The organism is Strawberry lethal yellows phytoplasma (CPA) str. NZSb11, from assembly GCF_000397185.1.
GTDB classification, from domain to species: domain Bacteria; phylum Bacillota_I; class Bacilli_A; order Acholeplasmatales; family Acholeplasmataceae; genus Phytoplasma; species Phytoplasma australiense.
Genome location: NC_021236.1, coordinates 130,388 through 152,621, shown reverse-complemented (window position 1 = coordinate 152,621; position 22,234 = coordinate 130,388). Strand labels below are relative to the sequence as shown.

The 22,234-nt window shown below is 27.5% G+C and carries 29 protein-coding genes and 2 pseudogenes; all 31 read right to left on the bottom strand.

The annotated features are described in order from the left end of the window. Nucleotides 1-7 precede the first annotated feature (7 nt). The 31 genes and pseudogenes from SLY_RS04895 to SLY_RS00620 all read right to left on the bottom strand — a co-directional run bounded on the left by SLY_RS04895 (nucleotide 8) and on the right by SLY_RS00620 (nucleotide 22,163). Nucleotides 8-2,704 carry a coiled-coil domain-containing protein gene (locus tag SLY_RS04895; protein WP_015637735.1) on the bottom strand — a complete coding sequence of 899 codons (2,697 nt, stop codon included), beginning with the start codon at nucleotides 2,702-2,704 and terminating at the stop codon, nucleotides 8-10. 29 nt (nucleotides 2,705-2,733) lie between these two features. Further along, complete coding sequence (locus SLY_RS00755) at nucleotides 2,734-3,501, bottom strand: hypothetical protein (RefSeq protein ID WP_015637734.1); 768 nt, start codon at nucleotides 3,499-3,501, stop codon at nucleotides 2,734-2,736. Between the two features lie 48 nt (nucleotides 3,502-3,549). After that, entirely contained in the window at nucleotides 3,550-5,688 is a 2,139-nt protein-coding gene (locus SLY_RS00750) for an ATP-binding protein (protein ID WP_015637733.1), read from the bottom strand. Between the two features lie 385 nt (nucleotides 5,689-6,073). Next, nucleotides 6,074-6,298, bottom strand: a complete 225-nt coding sequence (locus tag SLY_RS00745) for a hypothetical protein (RefSeq protein ID WP_041784275.1) — start codon at nucleotides 6,296-6,298, stop codon at nucleotides 6,074-6,076. Then, nucleotides 6,291-6,731 (bottom strand): hypothetical protein, encoded by a 441-nt coding sequence (locus tag SLY_RS00740; RefSeq protein WP_041784273.1) that lies wholly within the window; start codon nucleotides 6,729-6,731, stop codon nucleotides 6,291-6,293. The genes SLY_RS00745 and SLY_RS00740 overlap by 8 nt, the downstream gene beginning before the upstream one ends. A 22-nt stretch (nucleotides 6,732-6,753) precedes the next feature. Next, a complete protein-coding gene (locus tag SLY_RS00735; RefSeq protein ID WP_200858680.1) occupies nucleotides 6,754-6,963 on the bottom strand; it encodes a hypothetical protein in 210 nt (69 codons plus the stop codon). 1 nt (nucleotide 6,964) lies between these two features. Then, nucleotides 6,965-7,123 carry a hypothetical protein gene (locus SLY_RS05450; RefSeq protein ID WP_015637729.1) on the bottom strand — a complete coding sequence of 53 codons (159 nt, stop codon included), beginning with the start codon at nucleotides 7,121-7,123 and terminating at the stop codon, nucleotides 6,965-6,967. A 1-nt stretch (nucleotide 7,124) separates the two neighbouring features. Then, nucleotides 7,125-7,754: an N-6 DNA methylase gene (locus SLY_RS00730; RefSeq protein WP_015637728.1), complete on the bottom strand. Its 630-nt coding sequence runs from the start codon at nucleotides 7,752-7,754 to the stop codon at nucleotides 7,125-7,127. A gap of 241 nt (nucleotides 7,755-7,995) precedes the next feature. Beyond that, the gene (locus SLY_RS00725; protein ID WP_015637727.1) at nucleotides 7,996-8,289 is read right to left on the bottom strand and encodes an HU family DNA-binding protein; all 294 of its coding nucleotides are present in this window, start codon (nucleotides 8,287-8,289) and stop codon (nucleotides 7,996-7,998) included. Nucleotides 8,290-8,307: 18 nt separating this feature from the next. Continuing rightward, entirely contained in the window at nucleotides 8,308-8,853 is a 546-nt protein-coding gene (locus SLY_RS00720; protein ID WP_015637726.1) for a DUF2963 domain-containing protein, read from the bottom strand. 5 nt (nucleotides 8,854-8,858) lie between these two features. Beyond that, nucleotides 8,859-9,335 (bottom strand): Panacea domain-containing protein, encoded by a 477-nt coding sequence (locus tag SLY_RS00715; protein ID WP_041784270.1) that lies wholly within the window; start codon nucleotides 9,333-9,335, stop codon nucleotides 8,859-8,861. Between the two features lie 26 nt (nucleotides 9,336-9,361). Further along, on the bottom strand, nucleotides 9,362-9,907 hold the full coding sequence (locus SLY_RS00710) for a Panacea domain-containing protein (RefSeq protein WP_015637724.1): 546 nt from the start codon (nucleotides 9,905-9,907) through the stop codon (nucleotides 9,362-9,364). 64 nt (nucleotides 9,908-9,971) lie between these two features. After that, nucleotides 9,972-10,784, bottom strand: coding sequence for a DNA adenine methylase (locus SLY_RS00705; protein WP_015637723.1), 813 nt, complete (start codon nucleotides 10,782-10,784; stop codon nucleotides 9,972-9,974). Continuing rightward, nucleotides 10,759-10,968 (bottom strand): hypothetical protein, encoded by a 210-nt coding sequence (locus SLY_RS00700; protein ID WP_235043249.1) that lies wholly within the window; start codon nucleotides 10,966-10,968, stop codon nucleotides 10,759-10,761. Before SLY_RS00700 ends, SLY_RS00705 begins: the two co-directional genes overlap by 26 nt. Next, complete coding sequence (locus SLY_RS00695) at nucleotides 10,965-11,582, bottom strand: DUF2963 domain-containing protein (RefSeq protein ID WP_015637722.1); 618 nt, start codon at nucleotides 11,580-11,582, stop codon at nucleotides 10,965-10,967. The genes SLY_RS00700 and SLY_RS00695 overlap by 4 nt, the downstream gene beginning before the upstream one ends. Nucleotides 11,583-11,601: 19 nt before the next feature. Further along, nucleotides 11,602-12,258: a dTMP kinase gene (tmk, locus tag SLY_RS00690; protein ID WP_015637721.1), complete on the bottom strand. Its 657-nt coding sequence runs from the start codon at nucleotides 12,256-12,258 to the stop codon at nucleotides 11,602-11,604. Continuing rightward, entirely contained in the window at nucleotides 12,248-12,880 is a 633-nt protein-coding gene (locus tag SLY_RS00685) for a hypothetical protein (RefSeq protein WP_015637720.1), read from the bottom strand. Before SLY_RS00685 ends, tmk begins: the two co-directional genes overlap by 11 nt. Nucleotides 12,881-12,894: 14 nt before the next feature. Next, on the bottom strand, nucleotides 12,895-14,184 hold the full coding sequence (dnaB, locus tag SLY_RS00680; protein WP_015637719.1) for a replicative DNA helicase: 1,290 nt from the start codon (nucleotides 14,182-14,184) through the stop codon (nucleotides 12,895-12,897). Nucleotides 14,185-14,259: 75 nt separating this feature from the next. Next, the gene (locus tag SLY_RS04880; RefSeq protein WP_015637718.1) at nucleotides 14,260-14,643 is read right to left on the bottom strand and encodes a DUF2963 domain-containing protein; all 384 of its coding nucleotides are present in this window, start codon (nucleotides 14,641-14,643) and stop codon (nucleotides 14,260-14,262) included. Nucleotide 14,644: 1 nt separating this feature from the next. After that, nucleotides 14,645-14,752, bottom strand: a pseudogene (locus SLY_RS05205) (sigma-70 family RNA polymerase sigma factor); the annotation flags it as partial. Beyond that, nucleotides 14,751-15,077 carry a Panacea domain-containing protein gene (locus SLY_RS05865; protein ID WP_015637717.1) on the bottom strand — a complete coding sequence of 109 codons (327 nt, stop codon included), beginning with the start codon at nucleotides 15,075-15,077 and terminating at the stop codon, nucleotides 14,751-14,753. The gene SLY_RS05865 and the pseudogene SLY_RS05205, both read right to left, overlap by 2 nt. Further along, nucleotides 15,070-15,465, bottom strand: coding sequence for a hypothetical protein (locus SLY_RS00665; protein WP_015637716.1), 396 nt, complete (start codon nucleotides 15,463-15,465; stop codon nucleotides 15,070-15,072). Before SLY_RS00665 ends, SLY_RS05865 begins: the two co-directional genes overlap by 8 nt. Beyond that, a complete protein-coding gene (locus SLY_RS00660) occupies nucleotides 15,458-16,714 on the bottom strand; it encodes a DNA cytosine methyltransferase (RefSeq protein WP_015637715.1) in 1,257 nt (418 codons plus the stop codon). The genes SLY_RS00665 and SLY_RS00660 overlap by 8 nt, the downstream gene beginning before the upstream one ends. Nucleotide 16,715: 1 nt before the next feature. Then, nucleotides 16,716-16,886: a Panacea domain-containing protein gene (locus SLY_RS05385; protein WP_015637714.1), complete on the bottom strand. Its 171-nt coding sequence runs from the start codon at nucleotides 16,884-16,886 to the stop codon at nucleotides 16,716-16,718. A 30-nt stretch (nucleotides 16,887-16,916) separates the two neighbouring features. Further along, nucleotides 16,917-17,384 (bottom strand): Panacea domain-containing protein, encoded by a 468-nt coding sequence (locus SLY_RS00650; RefSeq protein WP_015637713.1) that lies wholly within the window; start codon nucleotides 17,382-17,384, stop codon nucleotides 16,917-16,919. Nucleotides 17,385-17,505: 121 nt separating this feature from the next. Further along, the gene (locus tag SLY_RS00645) at nucleotides 17,506-18,249 is read right to left on the bottom strand and encodes a sigma-70 family RNA polymerase sigma factor (protein WP_015637712.1); all 744 of its coding nucleotides are present in this window, start codon (nucleotides 18,247-18,249) and stop codon (nucleotides 17,506-17,508) included. A 100-nt stretch (nucleotides 18,250-18,349) separates the two neighbouring features. Beyond that, entirely contained in the window at nucleotides 18,350-19,129 is a 780-nt protein-coding gene (locus SLY_RS05590) for a hypothetical protein (RefSeq protein ID WP_015637711.1), read from the bottom strand. Between the two features lie 457 nt (nucleotides 19,130-19,586). Further along, nucleotides 19,587-19,859: a hypothetical protein gene (locus SLY_RS05585; RefSeq protein ID WP_015637710.1), complete on the bottom strand. Its 273-nt coding sequence runs from the start codon at nucleotides 19,857-19,859 to the stop codon at nucleotides 19,587-19,589. 29 nt (nucleotides 19,860-19,888) lie between these two features. Continuing rightward, a complete protein-coding gene (locus SLY_RS00630) occupies nucleotides 19,889-20,644 on the bottom strand; it encodes a hypothetical protein (RefSeq protein WP_015637709.1) in 756 nt (251 codons plus the stop codon). A 48-nt stretch (nucleotides 20,645-20,692) separates the two neighbouring features. Then, nucleotides 20,693-21,709: pseudogene (locus SLY_RS00625) on the bottom strand (AAA family ATPase); the annotation flags it as partial. Beyond that, nucleotides 21,693-22,163 (bottom strand): hypothetical protein, encoded by a 471-nt coding sequence (locus SLY_RS00620; RefSeq protein WP_235043285.1) that lies wholly within the window; start codon nucleotides 22,161-22,163, stop codon nucleotides 21,693-21,695. The pseudogene SLY_RS00625 and the gene SLY_RS00620, both read right to left, overlap by 17 nt. Between the last annotated feature and the right edge of the window lie 71 nt (nucleotides 22,164-22,234).

Below are 22,234 nucleotides of genomic sequence, written 5' to 3'. Positions count from 1 at the left end.
AATTGCATTACCGACCAAACCATGTTTTAACTACATCCCATTTACTAGCAACAGCCGCAGCACCAGCAATTGCACCACCAGCAACTCCACCAATAACCGTACCCCAAGGCCCCGCAGCACTTCCCCAAGCAGCTCCCGTCATCACACCAGCTTTGGTAAAAAAACCTATGTTAATCGCAGTACCTACGTTTTTTACAGCTTTTTCCCAATGTTTTTCTTTTTCTTTTAATTCCTTTGATTTATTGTTTAATTCTAAATTATCATCATTTAATTCAACAATCTTTTTTTCCAATCTTTCTCTTGTTTCAATGTGCGCGGCTTCTTCTTCTTTTAATTGGGCTTTTAGTTTATTGATTTCATGCAGCAACTCTTTATTATCGCCACTCATCGCACTACTGGCACCTTCAAGTCCTGCAATTGCCCCTTCTAGTTGTTGAATTTTAATTGCTTGTTGTTTGAAAATTTCTATATTGTTTTCAATTTCAGCAGTTAATTTTATAATTTGTTCCGCTTGTTCTTGAACTTTTTGTCGTAATTGTTTAATTTCTTCGTCTTTTTGTTTAATAATTGTTTGCAATTTAGTTTCATTGGCTTCTAAATTAGTAATTTTACCCTTTAATTTTTTTATTTGAGCTTCTTTGTGATTTAATTGTTTAACTAATGCATCATCAGCGTTACCATTTTTAACCAATTCAGCTTGTATCTCTTGCATCTCTTTTTCTAGTTGCTTGTTTTCGGTTTTAGATACATCAAGTTCTTGTTTGATTTTAGTTAAATCATTAGTATATTTTTCTTTTAAGTTTTTATTTTCCAATTTTAAAGCATCAATTTCACTTCTAAAACCTTGTTCTTTAATTTCTAATTGTTGCATTTCGTTTTTTAAAGTTTTAATATGATTTGCTTTATTATTTAATTCTTGTTGCAAACTATCATCTGGTGTTTGATTTTCTAATAATTGATTATATTCTAGTTGAGCGTTTTTTAAATTAGTTTCATAATTTGATAATTCTTGAGATATATTTTTTAAGTTTTCTTTTGCTTCATCAAGTTTGAATAAATTTTGTGGTGGTTCGGTATCTGAGGTTGGTTCGCTAAAAATTAAATTAGCTCCATGAGTGGAATATGGTATATTTTTCATATTAATAGAAGGTTCGCAATAATATTTACCTGGGGATAGTTCTATACTTTCTCCTTGTATGGTATTTTTATCTATTTCTTCACGATATACTCGATAACCCTTTGCATTTTCGGTGAATCCAGTATCAAAAAAATCAATCCATGGAACAATTTTATATGTGAAAGGTTTATCATTCCAAAAACGAGGGAATTGTATTTCTTTACTACTACTTCTAACACCCCAATCTGTACGATTTTTTATCTTTTTATAATTTGTTACTGTTTGGTCGTTTTCTAAGTCTTTTATTGTTTTTTCTAAATTATCTTTATTTGCTGTTAAAGTTCCTATTTTTTTGTTAATTTCATCTAATTTCGCTTGTTTAGTTTTTAATTCTTTTTGTAATTGTTTAGCATTTTCATTGTTTTTTGCAATTTGGTCTTTTAGTTTTTGAGTTTCATTTTCTAGTTCAGCAACTGTTTTTTTGTAATTTGTAATTTGTCTTTGGATTTCTTCCAAAGTTTTTACATGTTGTTCTCTTAGGCTCATAGTTTCTGCTTGGGTTTTAGTTAGTTGCTGTTTTAAATCACTTTCGGTTTGTTGCAATTGATTAATTTCTTCTTCTTTAAGTGATACTTGTGCTTGATAATTAACTTTTTCTTGGTTGATATCGTTTTTTAGTTTATTGATTTCTGAAGTTAATTGTTGTTTTTCTGCATCTGATAAGTTTTTTTGTTCTTCTAGTTCTTTTTCTTTATCTTCCAATTTAGCTTCTTTATTAAATATTTCTTTTTGTAAATTTTGTAAATCTTGTTTATTTGAAGCTAATTGGTTTTCTAGTTGAATTTTTTGACTTTGCATTTGTTCTAATTCTTTGTTTTTGTCTTCGGTAACTTTTGCTTGCTTATCTAAAGTGGTTTGAATATCTTTAATTTTATTGTTTAATTCTTGTTGTTTTTCTTCACTAGAAATTTGGATTTGTTTTAACTTTTTTTCTTGGGTTTGGATAACATCATTTAATTCAGTTTGTTTTTTTGCTTCTTCTTCTAATTTTTGATTTAAGTTATTTAATTCTTTGTTTTTAGATGTTAAATTAGTATTTATGTCCTCAATTTGCTTAGTTAATTGTTGCTTTTCTGCATCTGATAAGTTTTTTTGTTCTTCTAATTGCTTGGTTTTTTGTTCTAAATTTTCCTTATCTTTGTTGATAACATCATATAATTCTTGTCTTAATTCTGCTTGGACTTCTTGCTCTTTTTCTAAATTGTTTAATTCTTCGTTTCTAGAAGCTAAATTAGTATTTATGTCCTCAATTTGCTTAGTTAATTGTTGCTTTTCTGCATCTGATAAGTTTTTTTGTTCTGCTAGTTCTTTTTCTAAATTATCTTTTTGATTTTTTATATTTAACATTTCTAATTGTTGTGCTTGCAAATTAGCTTCAAAATAATTTCTTTCTTGCAACAATTGTGCTTCTCGTTCTTTTTCAACGGTACCCAACTCCTCAAATTGTTTTTGCATGTCTGGATTCAATAAACTTTTATTATATTCTTCTTTATTAATTTCTTTTTGTTTATGAATTGGTTGTTTCAAAGTTGGCTGAGGAGTTAGGGTTTCATCATTTAATTCAGTTGATTTTGTTGTTTTTTTTTTTTTTGAGTTTCTAAGGTTTCAGAATCTCTGTTATTTTCAGTTAATTTGTCTGGTTCAATTTGTTTGTTTGTATTATCTACTTTGTTTTCTACTTGTTGTGGTGGAGATGCGTTTTTTGGTGGTTCTTGATTGGTTTTTTCGGTAAGTGTAATAGTTGCTACATAAGCGATAGTACTTATTAAAACTGCTACTCCTAAGAATGTGCCAATTCCTGGGATTAAACAACATGCAGCAGCAAGTAAACAACCACCACCAACCCATAAAACTTTTGATGCAATAGCAGAATATTCGGGGTCTATTCCTGCATTTTCTAAAGCTTTTTTGGTTTTGTCATCTAGATTATGACATATATGTTTAATAAATTGCCAACATTTATCAACAACTCCACCAAATTTTGCAGCTAATTCAGGAAAAAACTTAGAAATTACAAGCCATATTCCTCCACCAATTAGTATGAATGGTAATAAAATAAGGGTTATTTTGACAATTGATTTGATTAATTTTACAAACCAATTCTCTTTTTTGGTTTCAACAATTATTTTAGTAGGTTGGATTTGTTTTTTGATTATAGTTTTTGAAGGTTTTTTTATTTTTTTAATTTTGGAAACAGTCTTTTTGGGAGTTGGAATTATTTTTTTAGTTTTTTTAGTAGGAAGTTTGGTTTTTACTTGTTTAATAGTTTTTTTAATTGGTTGTTTTTGTTTTGTTTTTTTAATTGGAATTATTTTTTTCGCCATTTTATTTTCTCTCTTTCTGATTATTTATTTAAATTTTTTGCTGTTTTTCTAGTTGTTCTTTGGTTTGTTTAATCGGTCTTTTGTATTAAATTTCTTAGTATAAAGTGTTATATATCTTTGTTTTGGGTTGAAGTGAAGGTAGTAATTTTTCATTTCATCTTTGGGATATCTAGAATCTTTGGGGTCTATGATATGACATTGTACTTCATCCATGAAGAAGTCTTTATCTTCTTTAATTAACCATTTCGGGCCTTTGTAGTTGAGTTTTGTGTAGTAGTTTGAAGGGCTGTTGATAAACATATTATTAAATTGTGAATCATCATCTTTACGTTTCATATGGAAAGTATTAAAAAAATCAATCCTGCTATCTTTTACTTCCCATTTGTCAAAAGGGTTTTTCATAAACGGCATTATATCAGTTGGCTCGTATTCACGGTGCTTTCCGCGACCAAGGCCGTTGAGTTTGTAAAAGACATAATGTTTATCAATTTTTGTTGTATCTTTAGGAGGTTTGAGGTATTTTAAAAAACCTTGTTTCCATGATTCATATTGTTCTTCACATTCTTTTCTGCGTGCTTTAATTTCTGTAATTGATTTGTTGATTCTTTGTTTAGTGTCAATTACTTCATCCAAATCAGAAGGTAACATTACTTCATGTTTTGGATTTAGGGTTTTGAATTTGTTTGTTTTATTATAGGCATCATTAATGATAGTTGTTAAATCACGGTTAGAGTAGTTTTTGCCTTTACATCTGTTTGCAATTTCTTTTAAATGAAGGTAAGTGTGATAACTGATTTGATAAGGTTCTATCAAGAATTTTAAGAAACCTTCAATTTCTTCATCTTTAATTAAATCAATTTTAATTTCTTTGCTAAAACGACTTCTGAGGGCTTTATCAATTTGGTCTAGGTGATTAGTAGCGCCCATTAAGACAATTTTTTTGTCAGAACGGTTAAAACCATCTAATTTAGTTAAAATATTATTAACAATATTAATACTTGTTTTATTAGAATTTTTGTCTTCACGGTTAGCCATGCCACTAATTTCGTCAATAAAGATAATAGTTTTATCATGTCTTTCAGCTTCCATCCAAATCTTTTCCCATTCTTCTACTCCTTCGCCGACATAAGTTTTATCTAGTTTTGAAGGTTCAAATTCAATAAAATAGGCGTTGCATTCATTACTCAATGCTTTCAGTAAAAAAGTTTTTCCCGTACCAGGCGGACCATATAATAAATATCCTTTAGGTCTTATTTTGTCAAAATTTACTAAATTGTTATTGGATTCTTTAAAATAAAAAATTAAATCCTCTAATTCTTCTTTTTCGCTTTCCATACCATAAACGTCTTTAAAAGTAATTTGTTTTTTGGCGATTTTTTCAATATTTGGGTTTTTGATTGCTTCAATTTCATTTTGAAGTTGTTTAATTTGTTTATCAAATTGGACTAATTGACCGTCTAAAAATAAATCATAACTTTTGAGATTTTGGACTTCTTGTGGGTTGTCTTGATGTTTAATTATTAGTTCTTTGATGTTTTCTTTGTTGGCGTTATTATAATTTATTGCTTGTTGTAAGTCAGATATTTTTTGATAAATAGTTTTGAATTGAGTAGTTTGATTGGTTTCTGATTGGATGCTTTCAATTAGTTTCTTATTGTTTACTTGTGATTTTGTATTTTCTACTCTTTTTTTGGTTAATGGTTGGGTAGCTTCATTGATTTGTTCGCGTTGTTTTGATAAATCAGCTATTTGTTGGTTTAAGTTTTTTATTTCAGTTTCTAATTGGGATTTTGTTTCATCATTTAAATTAGTTTCTTTATTGTTTAATTCTTCGGTTTTTTGTTTTAATTCTTGGTTGAGGTTGTTAATTTGAAGACTTAAAGTTTTGATTGTTTCTAAATTAGAGTTGATTTGTTGTGATAATTGGTTGTCTTCTTCTATAAGTTTTTTGTTATTGTTTATGTTTTGTTGATTGATTATTTCTAAATCTTTTAAACGTTTTTGGAGTTTATTAAGTTCTTCTTTTGCTTCTGAATCAAGTTGGTTATTGGGTGGTTGTGTTATTGTTGGGGTTGTTGATGATTTGGATTTGGTTTCTGTTTTAGATATTCCAACAATAAATAAAATCAACAAAATTAAACTAAATAAAGATAAGAAACTAAGATATATTTTGTTTTTAAGCTTCATTTTTTCTCCTTTCTAGAAAAAATAATTTTTTTTGATATTTAAGTTTTGAACTTGTGAATATAATAAGTCAACTTTTGTTTTTTTGAGTGAAAAAAGGGCAAAATTTTGAGTCTATTTTTTTGGAGTTTTAATGTTTTTATAATTTTTTATTTAATTGTTGTTATCCTAAGAATCAATAATGAAAACCATTCATTTGAAAAAATATAATCAATTATTTTATCCACAAAATGAGAGATAAAAAATGACAAAAAAATGAATGAAAATATAGAAGAAGTATGCAAACTCAAATAACAAATAAGAATACAAAATGATAAAGATTTAAAAACAAAAGATAATATTTTTGCCATATTGTTGAATCCTTTCTAATTTATTGTCTAAATTTAATTTAATTGTTGTCACTTTCTAAATTATTTTTATTTTTTGATTCGTTATTTGGGTTTGAAATAATTGAAAACGAACTTTTAGTTTTGTTGTCTTTTTTTGGTTCATTTGTTTTATCAATTTCTGGTAATGGAAGAAAATTAAAAAAGATTTTTTTAATGATAAACATTAAAGCAGTTGTAAATAGAGCGCCAACGATAAATCCGATGGCGAAATTTAGGTCATTCATTTTCTTCCTCCTTTTCATTAATTGGATTGATATTTTGCGATTTTAATTGTTTTTTTGTTGCTTTTTTCTCTTGCCAATGAGAAACTTTTACTTTTTGCATTTCTATTTGGGATTGGAGTTTTTCTTGGTTTTCATTGATTTTATCTAATTTTTTTAATAATTGTTTTTCTAAGTATTTTTGTTTGGCATTTTGGATTTCTAATTTTTGTAGTTTTTTGTTGGGGAAAAAGATACCCGAAATTAAATCTTTGACGAAAATACAAATATTTGCAATTAATTTAAAAATAGGTTTGAAACCAGAAACAATAAGAATAGTGAAAAGTGTTGTTTGAATTCCATCCATTCTTCGTTCAAGTATTTCGGTAGTGCTAAATCCTTTGGTATAATTTAATATAAAATTGCTAATTGTTGCAAATATTGAAAATAACCACATAATCACCCTCCTTTCTTAATTTTTATAATTTTTCTATTTCTTCTTCTAGTTCTTTCATAACTTTTCTTCGTTTTTTAGATAATTTCTTTTTGTTTTTAAAAGTCTTCTTGGGGTGGTCTAAATTAAGCCATTTTCCTTTGGTCTGATTATATTTATTGGTTTTTTTCTTGGTTTGGGAATTGCGGGATTTGAAATAAGTTCCGTTAAATGCTTCTGACATGCCGTCGCTCATATTATTCATTCTCCTTATTATTTTTTTTATCAAGTTTTTCTATTGATTCATCTAGTTTTTTATGTGTTTCATTGAATTGTTGTTGGGTGTGTTTTTTAGCATCATCAACATTATCTTTGTGTTGTTTAATGTTTTTTCTTAATTGTTCTGAATTAGACATTTTAAATCATTGCTCCTCTACAAAAATAATGCGGTTTTAAATTATTAACATTAAAAATTAAAATTTCTGAATGAAAAACAACGTTTTCAAAAACGTCTTTGGGAAGACTAATAATAGAAGAGATTTCGGGATATTCTTGATTTACAAATTTTTGTAATCGTTTGCTATTTAGTGATTGATTAAGTCTAAAACCATAAGGTGTGAATAAAACAATTGGAATATCTTTGCCAAAAATTTCAATTATTTTTTTTAACCACAACTCAGGCAATAATGGACGACCACCATATTTTTCCTTAACATAACTTTTAGTTTTAAAATCTAAATTAAAAGGTGGGTTTGTTATTACCAAAGATATTTTTTGTTTCTTTAAATATTTTTGACTTAATTCTAAAAAATTTTTATGAATTAAATTAGGAAAAGAAGTTTTTTCTATATCAACCCCCAAAACATCAAAACCTTTTTCTTTCCAAGGCAATAATAAAGATCCTTCGCCAACGCAGGGGTCAAAAATCAAACCACGTTTGATTTGAGTTGATAAAATATCATATAGAAATTGCGATACCCAACTAGGAGTATAAATAGTAGATTTTTTTTCATTTTTGAAAAAATTATTTCTATCAACTCGATACATTTTTTATTATTCCTTTTCTATTCATTTTTTTATACTTTTTCTTCATTATAGACTTGATTAATTTTTTCTTTTAAATGTTCGCTATTCAAATTGATATGATCTTTTAAATGTTTGCTTCGGGCTAAACCAATTTGACGAGTTAATAAATAAGTAGTGAATATTGAAAGAAAAATAATAATTACATAAAAAAATATTTGATGTTTTTTAATTTTTTTTATTTTTTAAACCAACTTTCTTTTTTTTAGTTTAATTTAACTGTTTTTTTGACTTTATTTTTAAGGCTTGATGATAGTTTAAAAGTCACAGCCGTTTTAGCAGGGATTTTTAGTTTTTTGCCTGTTTTGGGGTGTTTCCATAAACGAGCTTGTCGGGTTTTTAAAACAAATCTTCCAAGTTGGGGTGACAAAACTACCTCTTCGTTGGAAGTTATTGCTTCAATTAAGGTGTTTTCAAAGGAATTGTAAAATTCCTCAGTTTGGGTAACTGAATTTTTAGTTGCTTTTGCAAGTGTTTTAATTAATTCTTTTTTAGTCATTGTTTTTGCTCCTTTCTTTTATTTATATTTTTTATTGATTGTTCCATCGGAGTTGTAGTAAGTTTTTTTAAACAATTTACCATTAGGATGGTGTTTGTATATAAAAGCTATTCTTTTGCGATCGAAGGTAAAACCAGTTGTTTTAATTAATTTGTTTGTTTTGGGATGGTACTTAAATTCTGTAATATAGTCAATTGTTTCACCATCTTCTCGGTATTTAGTAAATTCAATTAATTTACTTATTTGGGGGTTGTATTTTCTGATGTAATCAATTGTTTCACCATCGCCATCATAAAAAATTTCTGTGGTTAATTTACCATCAGATGTTTTTCCGTCGGAGTTGTAATAGGTTTCTTTGGTTAATTCTTCTGTTTGGGGGTTGTATTCGTCGATGGAGTAAATTGTTTTTCCGTCGGATAAGTAATTTATTTCTTTGGTTTTGTTGCCTGTTTGAGGGTCGTATTCGGTAATAGAGTCAATTGTTTTGCCATCTGGGCTATATTCAACAACAGATTTCTTTATCGGTTTGCCGTCAAAGTAATAAAAAGTTTTTTGATGATTCATATTATTTATGCTCCTATATGTTTATTGTTTTTAGAAAAATATTCTAAAATGTCTTTGTTTTTAATAATCTTTTTAGACCAACCAGAATCATAATCTTTGTAATAACTTTTTATCCATGGGTGCTCCATGTGAGTTTGAGAAGATAAATCATTAGGTGATGCATCGCCGTATAACAAAATCATAAAATCAAGGATTTGTTTTTGAGTTGCATTTATTTTAGTTATATCTCCCATTGCTAAAACTTCGGGATTTATTGGTTGATAAGTAAAATCTTTTAATTGCTTGCATAATTCAGGAAAGACAGGACCATAAATCCAGGCTTGTATTTGCTCTTTTAAAAGAGGTTTTTTGGTTTGTACTAGATGTTTGGCATGAGCGTAATAAATCATTTTATTCAGTTTCATTTTAGTAGTTGAAGAAGGGTTGTTTTTGACGATATAAAGGGCAACGTCAAAAACGTTAATTTGTTTTGTTTGGTTCATTTTATTTATTTTCCTTTTTGATTTTTTTACCACCAGTCTTTACCGAAAATACCAAATTTTTTATTAAAATTTTGTTTTAATTCATCTTGGTGGATTGTTTCTAAAAGTTTATGATTTGAAAAAAAGTTTTTTAAATCTTCATCTGAAATTGTGCTGTTGTTGTTTTTGTAACGATAATAATGGTATGTTTCGTCCTGTGGGGATTGTTGGTGAGAAATATTAGCTAATTCCTTCCCAGTTTTATCTTTGCATAACAACAAAACTTCATCAATGTTTTTCTTTCTTTTTTCGTCGGTTATTATTTTTTGACTTCTCCCATCACATAATGGTTTTACAATCGATTTTTCAAAATAATCTTTTAAAACAACATATAATTCTCCAAAAATAGGTCCATATTTCCAGGCTTTTGGATGCTCTAAAATTAATCTTTTTTTGTATTCAATTAAATATTTTACATAAGAAAAATAAATTAATTTGTGTAGCTTCATGTGAGTTAAATTTTGGTTGTTGTTTTTAAATTTTATAATAATATAATTTGCAACATCAAAAACATTAATAGATTCTTTTTTCATAATTATTTTTCTCCTTTAATTAAAATATTTATTTGTTGATTAAAATTTTGATTATTTGTTCTTTTTAATAATTTTTAATAATAACTTCTTGCGATATCCCTTTTGAAGTTAAATTGTGTTTTGTAGTGGTTTGAATGGGTTGAATGTGAAATTTTTTAAACAATTCAGTTATTTTTGACGAATTATAATTTGTATACAACCACTTTACCTTGCGATAATTTGCCATTTCTAAACTTTTATAAAGTCTTTTGTGATCTTCAAATGTGAAAGGTTTTTGATAAAAATATTTATCTTTAATCCCTTCACGCCAATACGGAGGATCAACAAATATAAAATCGTTGCTTTGGGCTTGGTTAATGACATTTTCAAAATCGCCATTTAACAATTTTATATTCTTAACATTGGTTTTTATTCTTTGGATTTCTGATAAAACAATTATAGGGTTTTTGAAACAAGATGAAAAACTGTATCCTAAATAAATAGTTCCATCGGATCGATATCGGAAAATACCCCGAAAAGCATATTTCAATAAAACGTAAAAAAGGGCACTTTTATAAGCACCCAAATTACTTTTATTAAATTTTTCTACCAAATGTTTAAATGATTTTTTTTGCGTCTTTTGATCTTTATTTACATATATTTTGTCTTTAAATTTACGCACATAATCGCAAAACAATTCTGGTTGTGCCAACATATCTTTCCAAAGTTGTATTAAATTGATATCATTATCGTTCAAAGTGACAGTTGAGGGAGTAAGAGATTGGAATAAAGCCCCGCTTCCTAAAAAAGGTTCATAATAATTGTTATAATTTGTTGGAATATATTTTAATAATTGGGGTAACATTTTCTTTTTACTGCCTATCCATGGTATTTTCATTATTAAACTCCTTTACCCAAATATAAATTAAAAAGACAACATCAGAAACAAGACTAATAGCAGTATTAGCCTTAATTCCTAAATTAAAATCAAAAAATAAGGTCATTAGATTTGTTATGATAAATCCTAAATATGTTATACTTAACAATATTAAAATGTGTTTGGGAGTTAAAATCATTTTCATTCTCCTTTATTTATTTGAATTATTTTTTTATTGATTGTTCCATCGGAGTTGTAGTAAGTTCTTTTAAACAATTTACCATTAGGATGGTGTTTGTATATAAAAGCTATTCTTTTGCGATCGAAGGAAAAACCAGTTGTTTTAATTAATTTGTTTGTTTTGGGATGGTACTTAAATTCTGTAATATAGTCAATTGTTTCACCATCTTCTCGGTATTTAGTAAATTTAATTAATTTACTTATTTGGGGGTTGTATTTTCTGATGTAATCAATTGTTTCACCATCGACGTTATAAAAAATTTCTGTGGTTAATTTACCATCAGAATTATAATTTGTTTGTTTAATTACTTCTTCTGTTTCAGGGTGATATTCAGTGATGTAATATATTGTTTCCCCATCTGAGTAGTATTCGTTCCATTTGGTTTTTTTACCATCTGGGCTATATTCAACAACAGATTTCTTTGTTTTGCCGTCAAGGTAATAAAAAGTTTCTTTGATTGGTTCCTCTGTTATGGGATCATACTCGGTAATGTAATCTATTGTTTTTCCGTCGGAATAGTATTGGATTTGTTTGGTTATTTTACCATCTGGGCTATATAAAGTTTTTTGATAATTCATAATTATTTTTCTCCTTTAATTAAAATATTTGTTTGTTGATTAAAATTTTCATTATTTGGGCTAAATTTTCTTTTTGCGAGTTGGTTGCGTTAATCATAAAATGATTACAATTTTTGTGGTTGCAATTTGCATCATTACAGTATTTATAGTATTTATGTTGGTTTAAATAATGTTTGCGGACATTTTCAAAATAATTTAAGGGTTTTTGTTCAATGAGGTCTAATTTATGATTTGGTTGAGTTTGTTTTCGTTTTAGCCCAATTTTAGGGTCAATATCTAGGTAAAAAGTTAATTTAGGTTTAATTAAGAAATGATTAATGATTTTTGAAGTAATTTTATCATCATAATCCATGTAATTGCCTTTGCTTTGATAAGCAAAAGTAGAATCATACCAACGGTCAACTATAACAAGATAACCACCCAACAAAGCAGGGATTATTAATTCATCTTGGGTTTGCATCATATTGGCAAGACTAAGTAAATATTTAGTTTTAGGGCTTATTTTGGATTGATGTAAAAATAAATTTCTGATTTCTTTTCCAACAATGGAACTGCCTAAACCTTGAAAAACTTTGATTTGATAGCCTTTATTTTCAAAAGAAGCTTTTAATTCGTTAATTAAAGTAGTTTTACCACTTCCGTCAACACCTTCAAAACTAATTAATTTATTTGTCATTAGAGCGAACCATCTTTTTAATTAAATTAATAGGTGAAAAAGGGATAAATTGGTTGGTTAGTAAGTTTTGTAAGAAGAGATTAGCTGAATTGGAAAATAAATTGATTACTTTGTTAATTGATTGTACTTTACCATTTTTAATTTTATTATTTAATCTTTGAGTTTCGACTTCATCATTTGTTAATAAGTAATATTCAAAACGAGTGTCTAGTTTTTTGATTTGTTCCCCTTCTACTATTGATTGTTTGTATCTATCTCTAAGGCAAGTTTTGAAATTGAAGGCAATGATGCGTTTTGTTTTATTAAACAATACTAAATCAAATTTAATATCAGGGATGAAAAATAAATATGATTGAGGATATAAATATTTAATTCCTTTGTGATTTAGATAAAGCAAAATTAAGTATTCGTTAATTTTTCCGCGAATTGATTTTTGACTTTGAGAGTTGTGTTGGTTGTTGGTTAAATATTCATTGAGTATATTATGGCAATCAAACATATACTGATTAAAAGCTTTGTTGAAAAAAATTGGTTGAACTATTTGTTTGGTTATGTTAACGCACAAAGATTTATGATTAAAAACGTTAATATTATTAAAATCTAAATTAGATAATTGTTGCATTTTTTACTCCTATTTTATTCTTTTTGTTCAAATCTTTGGATTTGTTTATAAAAATTAAAACTACATTCACCTAATTGACCGCTACGGTTTTTGGCAATAATTAAATTTGTATGTGGGTTGTTATCATCTTTTTGGTAATAACTTTCGCGGTGCAATAACATCACAACATCAGCGTCTTGTTCTATCGATCCTGAGTTACTTAAATCGGATAAAACAGGCCTTTTGTCTACTCTTTTTTCAAGATCCCTTGATAATTGAGATAAAGCTACAATTGGAATATTAAGTTCACTTGCTAGGTTTTTTAATTTGCGTGAAATTTCAGATATTTCTTGATATATATTAACATTTTGTTCTTTTCTTAATAAATGGAGGTAATCAATAAAAACAATATCAAGTCCTTTAGCATATTTCATTTGACGGCATTTGGTTTCAATGTCTTTCATTTTGTTATTTCTATCATCATCAATTAAAATGTTTAATTGTGTAATTTTGTCATCAGCGATAAATAACTGTAATTTTTCATTTTTAGTTAAGTTTTTGTGTTGGAGTTGTTTTAAAGGGATTTGAGAAGCAGAAGAAAGTAGCCTAATTCCTAATTCTTCCGCTGCCATTTCTAAACTAAAAATAACTGCTTTTTGGTTTTTGTTGTTGCTAGTAAAGTTTTTTGCAATATTACAAGCCAAATTAAGCATAAAAGCAGTTTTTCCCATCGCAGTTCTTGCTCCTAAGATAATTAATTGGTTTGGCTTGAAACCAGAAATTAATTCATCTAGATTTTTAAAGCCTGTTTTTATTCCTATAAATTGGTTGGGGTTGTCATCATTGAGAATACTTTGGCGAATATCAGGAATTAATGTTTTTGTAGAAATAAAAGGAGATTTGGTTTTTTGCATAAAACTTTCTACTTGGTCTTTGACTGCTTGAAAAAAATTGTGAATATTTTTACTTTTTGATAATGCGGTTTGTTGTTGTTTGATGAATCCTAAAAAATCTCTTTTAAGGGAATTTTCTTTGATTAAATCAATGTAAGTTTCTAAATATTCAATTGCAGGGGACGCCTCCACTCCTCCTAATTCAATTAAATAATCAGTTCCTCCTATTTTGTATAAATTGTTATCTAAAACGGAACTAACCGTAACATAATCAATTTCGCGATTTTGCATTTTTAATTGCTTCATTGTCTCAAAGATATAACGATGCTTGGGGTTGGAAAAATCATTTGTGTTAACTAAATTTATAACAACATCCATTTTTTCTGGATTTAATAATAGTGCTCCTAATAATGCGCGTTCGGCTTCAATCATCTTTCAAACTCCTTTTTTTTGTGATTTGGGTATAAAAAATACCCCTTCAAAAAAGGGGTTTAGTTTATATCTTAATTAAAAAGTTTTTTCTTCTTTAATTGTTCCATCGGAGTTGTAATAGGTTTTTTTGGTTTCATTCCCTGTTTGAGGGTCGTATTCGGTGATGGAGTAAATTGTTTTTTCGTCGTCGTTGTAAATAGTTCGTTTGGTTTCTTTGCCTGTTTGAGGGTTGTATTTTCTGATGTAATCAATTGTTTCCCTGTCGGGGTTGTACCAGGTTTCTTTGATTGGTTCTTCTGTTTCAGGATCATATTCAGTAATAAAGTCAATTGTTTTGCCATTTTTATTAAACCAAGTTGTTTTAATAAAATTCAATGTATCGGGATCATGTTCGTGAATGGCGTAAATTGTTTTACCATCAATATTGTAGTAAGTAGTTGTATTTTTTTTACAATTCATATTATTTATTTCCTTTTTTATATATTTTTTTTAATTTAGCAATTGCTTTGGTTTTGATAATTTCTACTTGCCTTGAAGATAAATTTAACATTTGTCCTATATTTTTGTTATATTAGATGCTTTTTAGATAAATAACACTGTTTTAATGTTGAATCTAAAATAGAGTTTTGTGAAACATCTTTCTTTTTATAACTTATTTTATAAGGACCATTTTCTTTATGAATAAAATCATATATTTGTCTTAATGGTTTAGAACCATGTTTTTTTAAAATGCTATTCATTATTTGGATATGTTCTTTGGTAAATTTATTTTCATCGTATTTTTGAGAAAATGTTATTGTTTTATCAAATTTGGTGGGATATTTAATTTGTTCTAAATATAAAGGCAATGAAATAGGACCTTCTTCCCAAGCCTCAAAATCATTTTCAAACATAGGAATGTTGTATTAATTCAGTTTCTTTAGGATAAAAAACTTTAGCTGGGTTAAAGTGACTTTTCTTACCGAAAACAGAACTAGGAACTACCAAAATTACTTTTGTTTCATTTAAAAATTTATCAAAAATATTATTTTCTTTAAAACCTTGATACTGTAAAATTTGACCAACTCCTCTTATGTATTCTGTTATGCCCACTTGTCCTTTGCATTCTAAAATAGCTATAATTTTATTTTTATGATTATAAAAGCAAAAATCAGCTTTTATGTTATTAATAAATTTTTCTTCTTTTTGAATTATAAAATCATCGATATTTAATAAACGAGCAAAATTTTTTTTAAAATTATCATCTTTTAGAATTAAATCCGTTAATTTGTTTTCATTCACTTTTTACCTCTTTTAAAAATTTTTTTATTTTTTTAGCAATAGCATTAGATAGTAAAATAGGTACTGCGTTACCTATTTGTTCACACCTATTTGAATGGCTCCCATAAAATTTATAATTTAATGGAAATCCACTTAAAGCAGCGGCTTCTCTTATTGTGATGCTTCTATTCAACCAAGGATGGATAGGTAAAGCACTATGTCCTGGAACCAAAGTGCCGCATGGTTTGTGTCTAGATAATCTAGTAGCACTTCCACGAGAATAAAAACTACTAATTTTAAGTTCATTTGGTAATTGGTCAATAATATGAGAAATATTTTTTCCCTCAGGGATAAAACCAAATCTTTTAATAGTTTTGGGATTGTGTGACATCGGTATATTATCTAAATCATCTAAATTATTATAATCAATGGTTTTGAAAACATCTTCTACAGTAGTATAAGGGAGTAAATTATCACAAAAACTCATTCCATTAATATTCCCTAATGGATTATCTTTTTGAAAATGAGTGATTTTAGGAAAGGTAAAAATTTTTTTTATTTCTTTTTTAACTGCTACTATAATAGCTCTATTTCTAGCAGTAGCTGCACCATACCAAGCTGAATTTAATACTTGATGGTAAACTTTATAACCCATTTTATCGTATTTATTTTTAATATCATCAAATACAGAAATTAAAACTTGTTGTTTTTCTAATTTTTTTAATAAATCGTTTTTTAGGTTTTTTAATTCCAAAAGACGTTTATTTTCTAATTCATGAGATAAATTCTTTTTTCTTTTGCTACCTTTTTTGGCTTGAAGTTGAGCGTATTCTTGCCAAATATCATCAATTTCTTTTTCAAATTGAGGAATCAATTCCTTTTTTAAGATTTTAGTAGTTAAAAAAGTAGGAACATTTTCAATAATAGAAATTGTAGGTTTTAAATGGTTAACAAATTCTAATTGTTTTAAATATAAATAATTTCTTTTATCGGTGGGTTTTCTTTGACCTGCTAAACTAAATCCTTTGCAAACAATACCACCAAATAAAACATCAACATTTATAATTGAGATTTTATTAATTGAGATATCATTAATATCTCTTGGGTCTATATAACATTTTTTTTCTAATAAAGGAAAATTTAATTTCAAAGTTTGAATACAATTGGGTTCAAATTCATTAATATAAACGCTTACGAAACCATTATTAATAAACCCTAAATGAGAACCGCCAGCACCAGCAAAAGTTTCAGCAATAGTATTTTTATTCATATTATATTCTCGCTTTTAATTCATTAATTAAAAAATCTAAACCTTTAAGTAAATATTTACAATATGTCAAAAATACTAATTTTTGGATTTTCATACGAGTAAAATCATCTTTGTTTTGGTGTTTTACTAAATAAGTTGCAACATCTAGAATATCTATTTTATGAGTTTGCATAGTTATTTGCTCCTTTATTGTGTTATAAAATTATACTTTTCTATTTCTTTGAGAATAATAATTTTGAATAAGTTTATCAGGAATATTATTTAAAGCAAAATATTGCGATATATAACTTCTTTCCCAAGGAGAATTTGGTCTATGTGTTATATTTACTAATTCGGTAGCTGTTTTAGGACCATATTTTTCTATAACATAATCCATAATTTCTTTTTCTTGTTGGGAAAAAATGTTTTGATCGTAATTTTCTTTAATTTTTTGTTGATAATTTAATGGTTTTTGGTCTTTTGGTAAATTAGTATATAATTTAGGTGAAACTGGACCATAATGCCAAGATTCAAAATCATTATTAAACATAGATTGGTTAGTATCTATTAAATTTTTAGCATATACAAAAAAAACTAATTTTTGAAGTTTTAAAGGTGTATAATCATTTTTATTTTGGTGGTTTATTAAGTAAGTAGCTACATCTAGAATATCTATTTTATGAGTTTGCATAGTTATTTGCTCCTTTATTGTGTTATAAAATTATACTTTTCTATTTCTTTGAGAATAATAATTTTTAATAAGTTTATCAGGGATATTATAGTAAGTAGTTTTATTTTTTTGATAATTCATATTATTTATTTCTTTCTTTATATATTTTTTGTAATTTAGTAATTGCTTGGTTTTTGATAATCGCTACTTGCCTTGAAGATAAATTTAATATTTGTCCTATATTTTTGTTGGAATATTCAATTTGAGGTTCTTCATTAACATTTCCCAAAGTAATACCAAAACTTAATCTAATAATTTCGAATTCTTGGGGATTTAAAATATTTTTAAGGTTTTTTAAGAATAATTCATGATTATATTGTTTTAACCATAGTTGATGGGGGTTGAGGATTGTGCTCCACCTGGGTTGCGTTGCTTCTTCCCATTCTTCTAAAGGAATATTACTTGTTTGTCTTGTTTGTTTTTCTTTCTCAAAAACTCCTTTGGAAATGGAAGTAGTTTGTAGGCCTCTAATAAGTTTTGTAATTTCCCTTTTAATTGTTGGGGTAGCATAGGCAATAAAATCATAACCTAAATCTTCATAATTATCTAAAGCTTTAATTAAACCCAAAATTCCTTCTTGGTATAAATCCTCTCTTTGGAGTGATTTAGGGAAGTATTTAAAATCTTTAACTATTTTATGAACTAGTGCAAAATGAATTTCGATCAATTGATCGCGAATTGCTAAATAATTTTTCTCTTCTTCCAATCTTTCTTTTGTTGCAACGTGCGCGGCTTTTTCTTCTTTTAATTGGGCTTTTGGTTTATTGATTTCATGTAGTAATTCTTTATTTTTTAAAAAATCTTTAAATAATTTTTGTCTTAACATTTTATTCCTTCCTAAAAATATTTTTAGAAAAGATATGAAATTATTTTTTTAGTCTTGAAAAGAAAAAAAGACTAACTATTAAGTTAATCTTAAAGAATTTTTAAAAAGTAAAAAGTTGTCCAAAGTTTTGGAACACCTCACCCCTTCCTGTTTCGGTTAATCCAGTTTCATAAAAATCAATCTTTGGAACAATTTTATATGTGAAAGGTTTATCATTCCAAAAACGAGGGAATTGTATTTCTTTACTACTACTTCTAACACCCCAATCTGTACGATTTTTTATCTTTTTATAATTTGTTACTGTTTGGTCGTTTTCTAAGTCTTTTATTGTTTTTTCTAAATTATCTTTATTTGCTGTTAAAGTTCCTATTTTTTTGTTAATTTCATCTAATTTCGCTTGTTTAGTTTTTAATTCTTTTTGTAATTGTTTAGCATTTTCATTGTTTTTTGCAATTTGGTCTTTTAGTTTTTGAGTTTCATTTTCTAGTTCAGCAACTGTTTTTTTGTAATTTGTAATTTGTCTTTGGATTTCTTCCAAAGTTTTTACATGTTGTTCTCTTAGGCTCATAGTTTCTGCTTGGGTTTTAGTTAGTTGCTGTTTTAAATCACTTTCGGTTTGTTGCAATTGATTAATTTCTTCTTCTTTAAGTGATACTTGTGCTTGATAATTAACTTTTTCTTGGTTGATATCGTTTTTTAGATTATTGATTTCTGAAGTTAATTGTTGTTTTTCTGCATCTGATAAGTTTTTTTGTTCTTCTAGTTCTTTTTCTTTATCTTCCAATTTAGCTTCTTTATTAAATATTTCTTTTTGTAAATTTTGTAAATCTTGTTTATTTGAAGCTAATTGGTTTTCTAGTTGAATTTTTTGACTTTGCATTTGTTCTAATTCTTTGTTTTTGTCTTCGGTAACTTTTGCTTGCTTATCTAAAGTGGTTTGAATATCTTTAATTTTATTGTTTAATTCTTGTTGTTTTTCTTCACTAGAAATTTGGATTTGTTTTAACTTTTTTTCTTGGGTTTGGATAACATCATATAATTCAGTTTGTTTTTTTGCTTCTTCTTCTAATTTTTGATTTAAGTTATTTAATTCTTCGTTTTTAGATGTTAAATTAGTATTTATGTCCTCAATTTGCTTAGTTAATTGTTGTTTTTCTGCATCTGATAAGTTTTTTTGTTCTTCTAATTGCTTGGTTTTTTGTTCTAAATTTTCCTTATCTTTGTTGATAACATCATATAATTCTTGTCTTAATTCTGCTTGGACTTCTTGCTCTTTTTCTAAATTATTTAATTCTTCGTTTCTAGAAGCTAAATTAGTATTTATGTCCTCAATTTGCTTAGTTAATTGTTGCTTTTCTGCATCTGATAAGTTTTTTTTGTTCTGCTAGTTCTTTTTCTAAATTATCTTTTTGATTTTTTATATTTAACATTTCTAATTGTTGTGCTTGCAAATTAGCTTCAAAATAATTTCTTTCTTGCAACAATTGTGCTTCTCGTTCTTTTTCAACGGTACCCAACTCCTCAAATTGTTTTTGCATGTCTGGATTCAATAAACTTTTATTATATTCTTCTTTATTAATTTCTTTTTGTTTATGAATTGGTTGTTTCAAAGTTGGCTGAGGAGTTAGGGTTTCATCATTTAATTCAGTTGATTTTGTTGTTTTTTTTTTTTTTGAGTTTCTAAGGTTTCAGAATCTCTGTTATTTTCAGTTAATTTGTCTGGTTCAATTTGTTTGTTTGTATTATCTACTTGTTGTGGTGGAGATGCGTTTTTTGGTGGTTCTTGATTGGTTTTTTCGGTAAGTGTAATAGTTGCTACATAAGCGATAGTACTTATTAAAACTGCTACTCCTAAGAATGTGCCAATTCCTGGGATTAAACAACATGTAGCAGCAAGTAAACAACCACCACCAACCCATAAAACTTTTGATGCAATAGCAGAATATTCGAGGTCTATTCCTGCATTTTCTAAAGCTTTTTTGGTTTTGTCATCTAGATTATGACATATATGTTTAATAAATTGCCAACATTTATCAACAACTCCACCAAATTTTGCAGCTAATTCAGGAAAAAACTTAGAAATTACAAGCCATATTCCTCCACCAATTAGTATGAATGGTAATAAAATAAGGGTTATTTTGACAATTGATTTGATTAATTTTACAAACCAATTCTCTTTTTTGGTTTCAACAATTATTTTAGTAGGTTGGATTTGTTTTTTGATTATAGTTTTTGAAGGTTTTTTTATTTTTTTAATTTTGGAAACAGTCTTTTTGGGAGTTGGAATTATTTTTTTAGTTTTTTTAGTAGGAAGTTTGGTTTTTACTTGTTTAATAGTTTTTTTAATTGGTTGTTTTTGTTTTGTTTTTTTAATTGGAATTATTTTTTTCGCCATTTTATTTTCTCTCTTTCTGATTATTTATTTAAATTTTTTGCTGTTTTTCTAATTGTTCTTTGGTTTGTTTAATCGGTCTTTTGTATTAAATTTCTTAGTGTAAAGCGTGATATATCTTTGTTTTGGGTTGAAGTGAAGGTAGTAATTTTTCTTTTCATCTTTGGGATATCTAGAATCTTTGGGGTTTATTATATGACATTGTACTTCATCCATGAAGAAGTCTTTATCTTCTTCAATTAACCATTTTGGGCCTTTGTAGTTGAGTTCTGTGTAGTAGTTTGAAGGGTCGTTGATAAACATATTATTAAATTGTGAATCATCATCTTTACGTTTCATATGGAAAGTATTAAAAAAATCAATCCTGCTATCTTTTACTTCCCATTTGTCAAAAGGGTTTTTCATAAACGGCATTATATCAGTTGGCTCGTATTCACGGTGCTTTCCACGACCAAGGCCGTTGAGGCCGTAGAAAGTGTATTTTACTTTAATCATTCTTGCATCTTTGGGAGGTTTGAGGTATTTTAAAAAACCTTGTTTCCATGATTCATATTGTTCTTCACATTCTTTTCTGCGTGCTTTAATTTCTGTAATTGATTTGTTGATTCTTTGTTTAGTGTCAATTACTTCATCTAAATCAGAAGGCAACATGACTTCATGGTTTGGATTTAGGGTTTTGAATTTGTTTGTTTTATTATAGGCATCATTAATGATAGTTGTTAAATCACGGTTAGAGTAGTTTTTGCCTTTACATCTGTTTGCAATTTCTTTTAAATGAAGGTAAGTGTGATAACTGATTTGATAAGGTTCTATCAAGAATTTTAAGAAACCTTCAATTTCTTCATCTTTAATTAAATCAATTTTAATTTCTTTGCTAAAACGACTTCTGAGCGCTTTATCAATTTGGTCTAGGTGATTAGTAGCGCCCATTAAGACAATTTTTTTGTCAGAACGGTTAAAACCATCTAATTTAGTTAAAATATTATTAACAATATTAATACTTGTTTTATTAGAATTTTTGTCTTCACGGTTAGCCATGCCACTAATTTCGTCAATAAAGATAATAGTGGAGTGCTCTCACGTAATCCTCTATAATTTTTGCTTTTTGTTTGGAGTTTTCACAGGTGATGTGATAAATTTTGTCTTCTGTTTCAAAATCGTTTTCAATATGATTGTATTTTGTTGTGTATTCGGTTAGGCCCAGTTCGCCCTCGTAGGAGCGTGTTGCCCCACCATAATTAGATAAATTATGTTCTTTTTTCCAGGTTTTAATGGCTTCGAGAGGGTCTAGGGCATCAGGGAGTGTAATGTTTATTTTTTCTTTTGGGATTTTGAAGGAGAAAAGATAAACATGTTTAGCACCGTTTGATAGCTTGATTAAATCTTCGATGGTGTAGCTTTCATATTCTAGAGGAAGAAGGCGTATGCCATCAACAAAATAAATAGCTTCTATTTTGGTATTTGGTGGAATTTTAGGGGTTATTGTAGTTTTCAAAAAGCCGACAGAAGTAGAAGATTTCATAATTAAATGTTTTCCATCGCTTGTTTCAAAGACATATTCGTCCACAGCTATTGAGTCGCTTTTGAATTCTC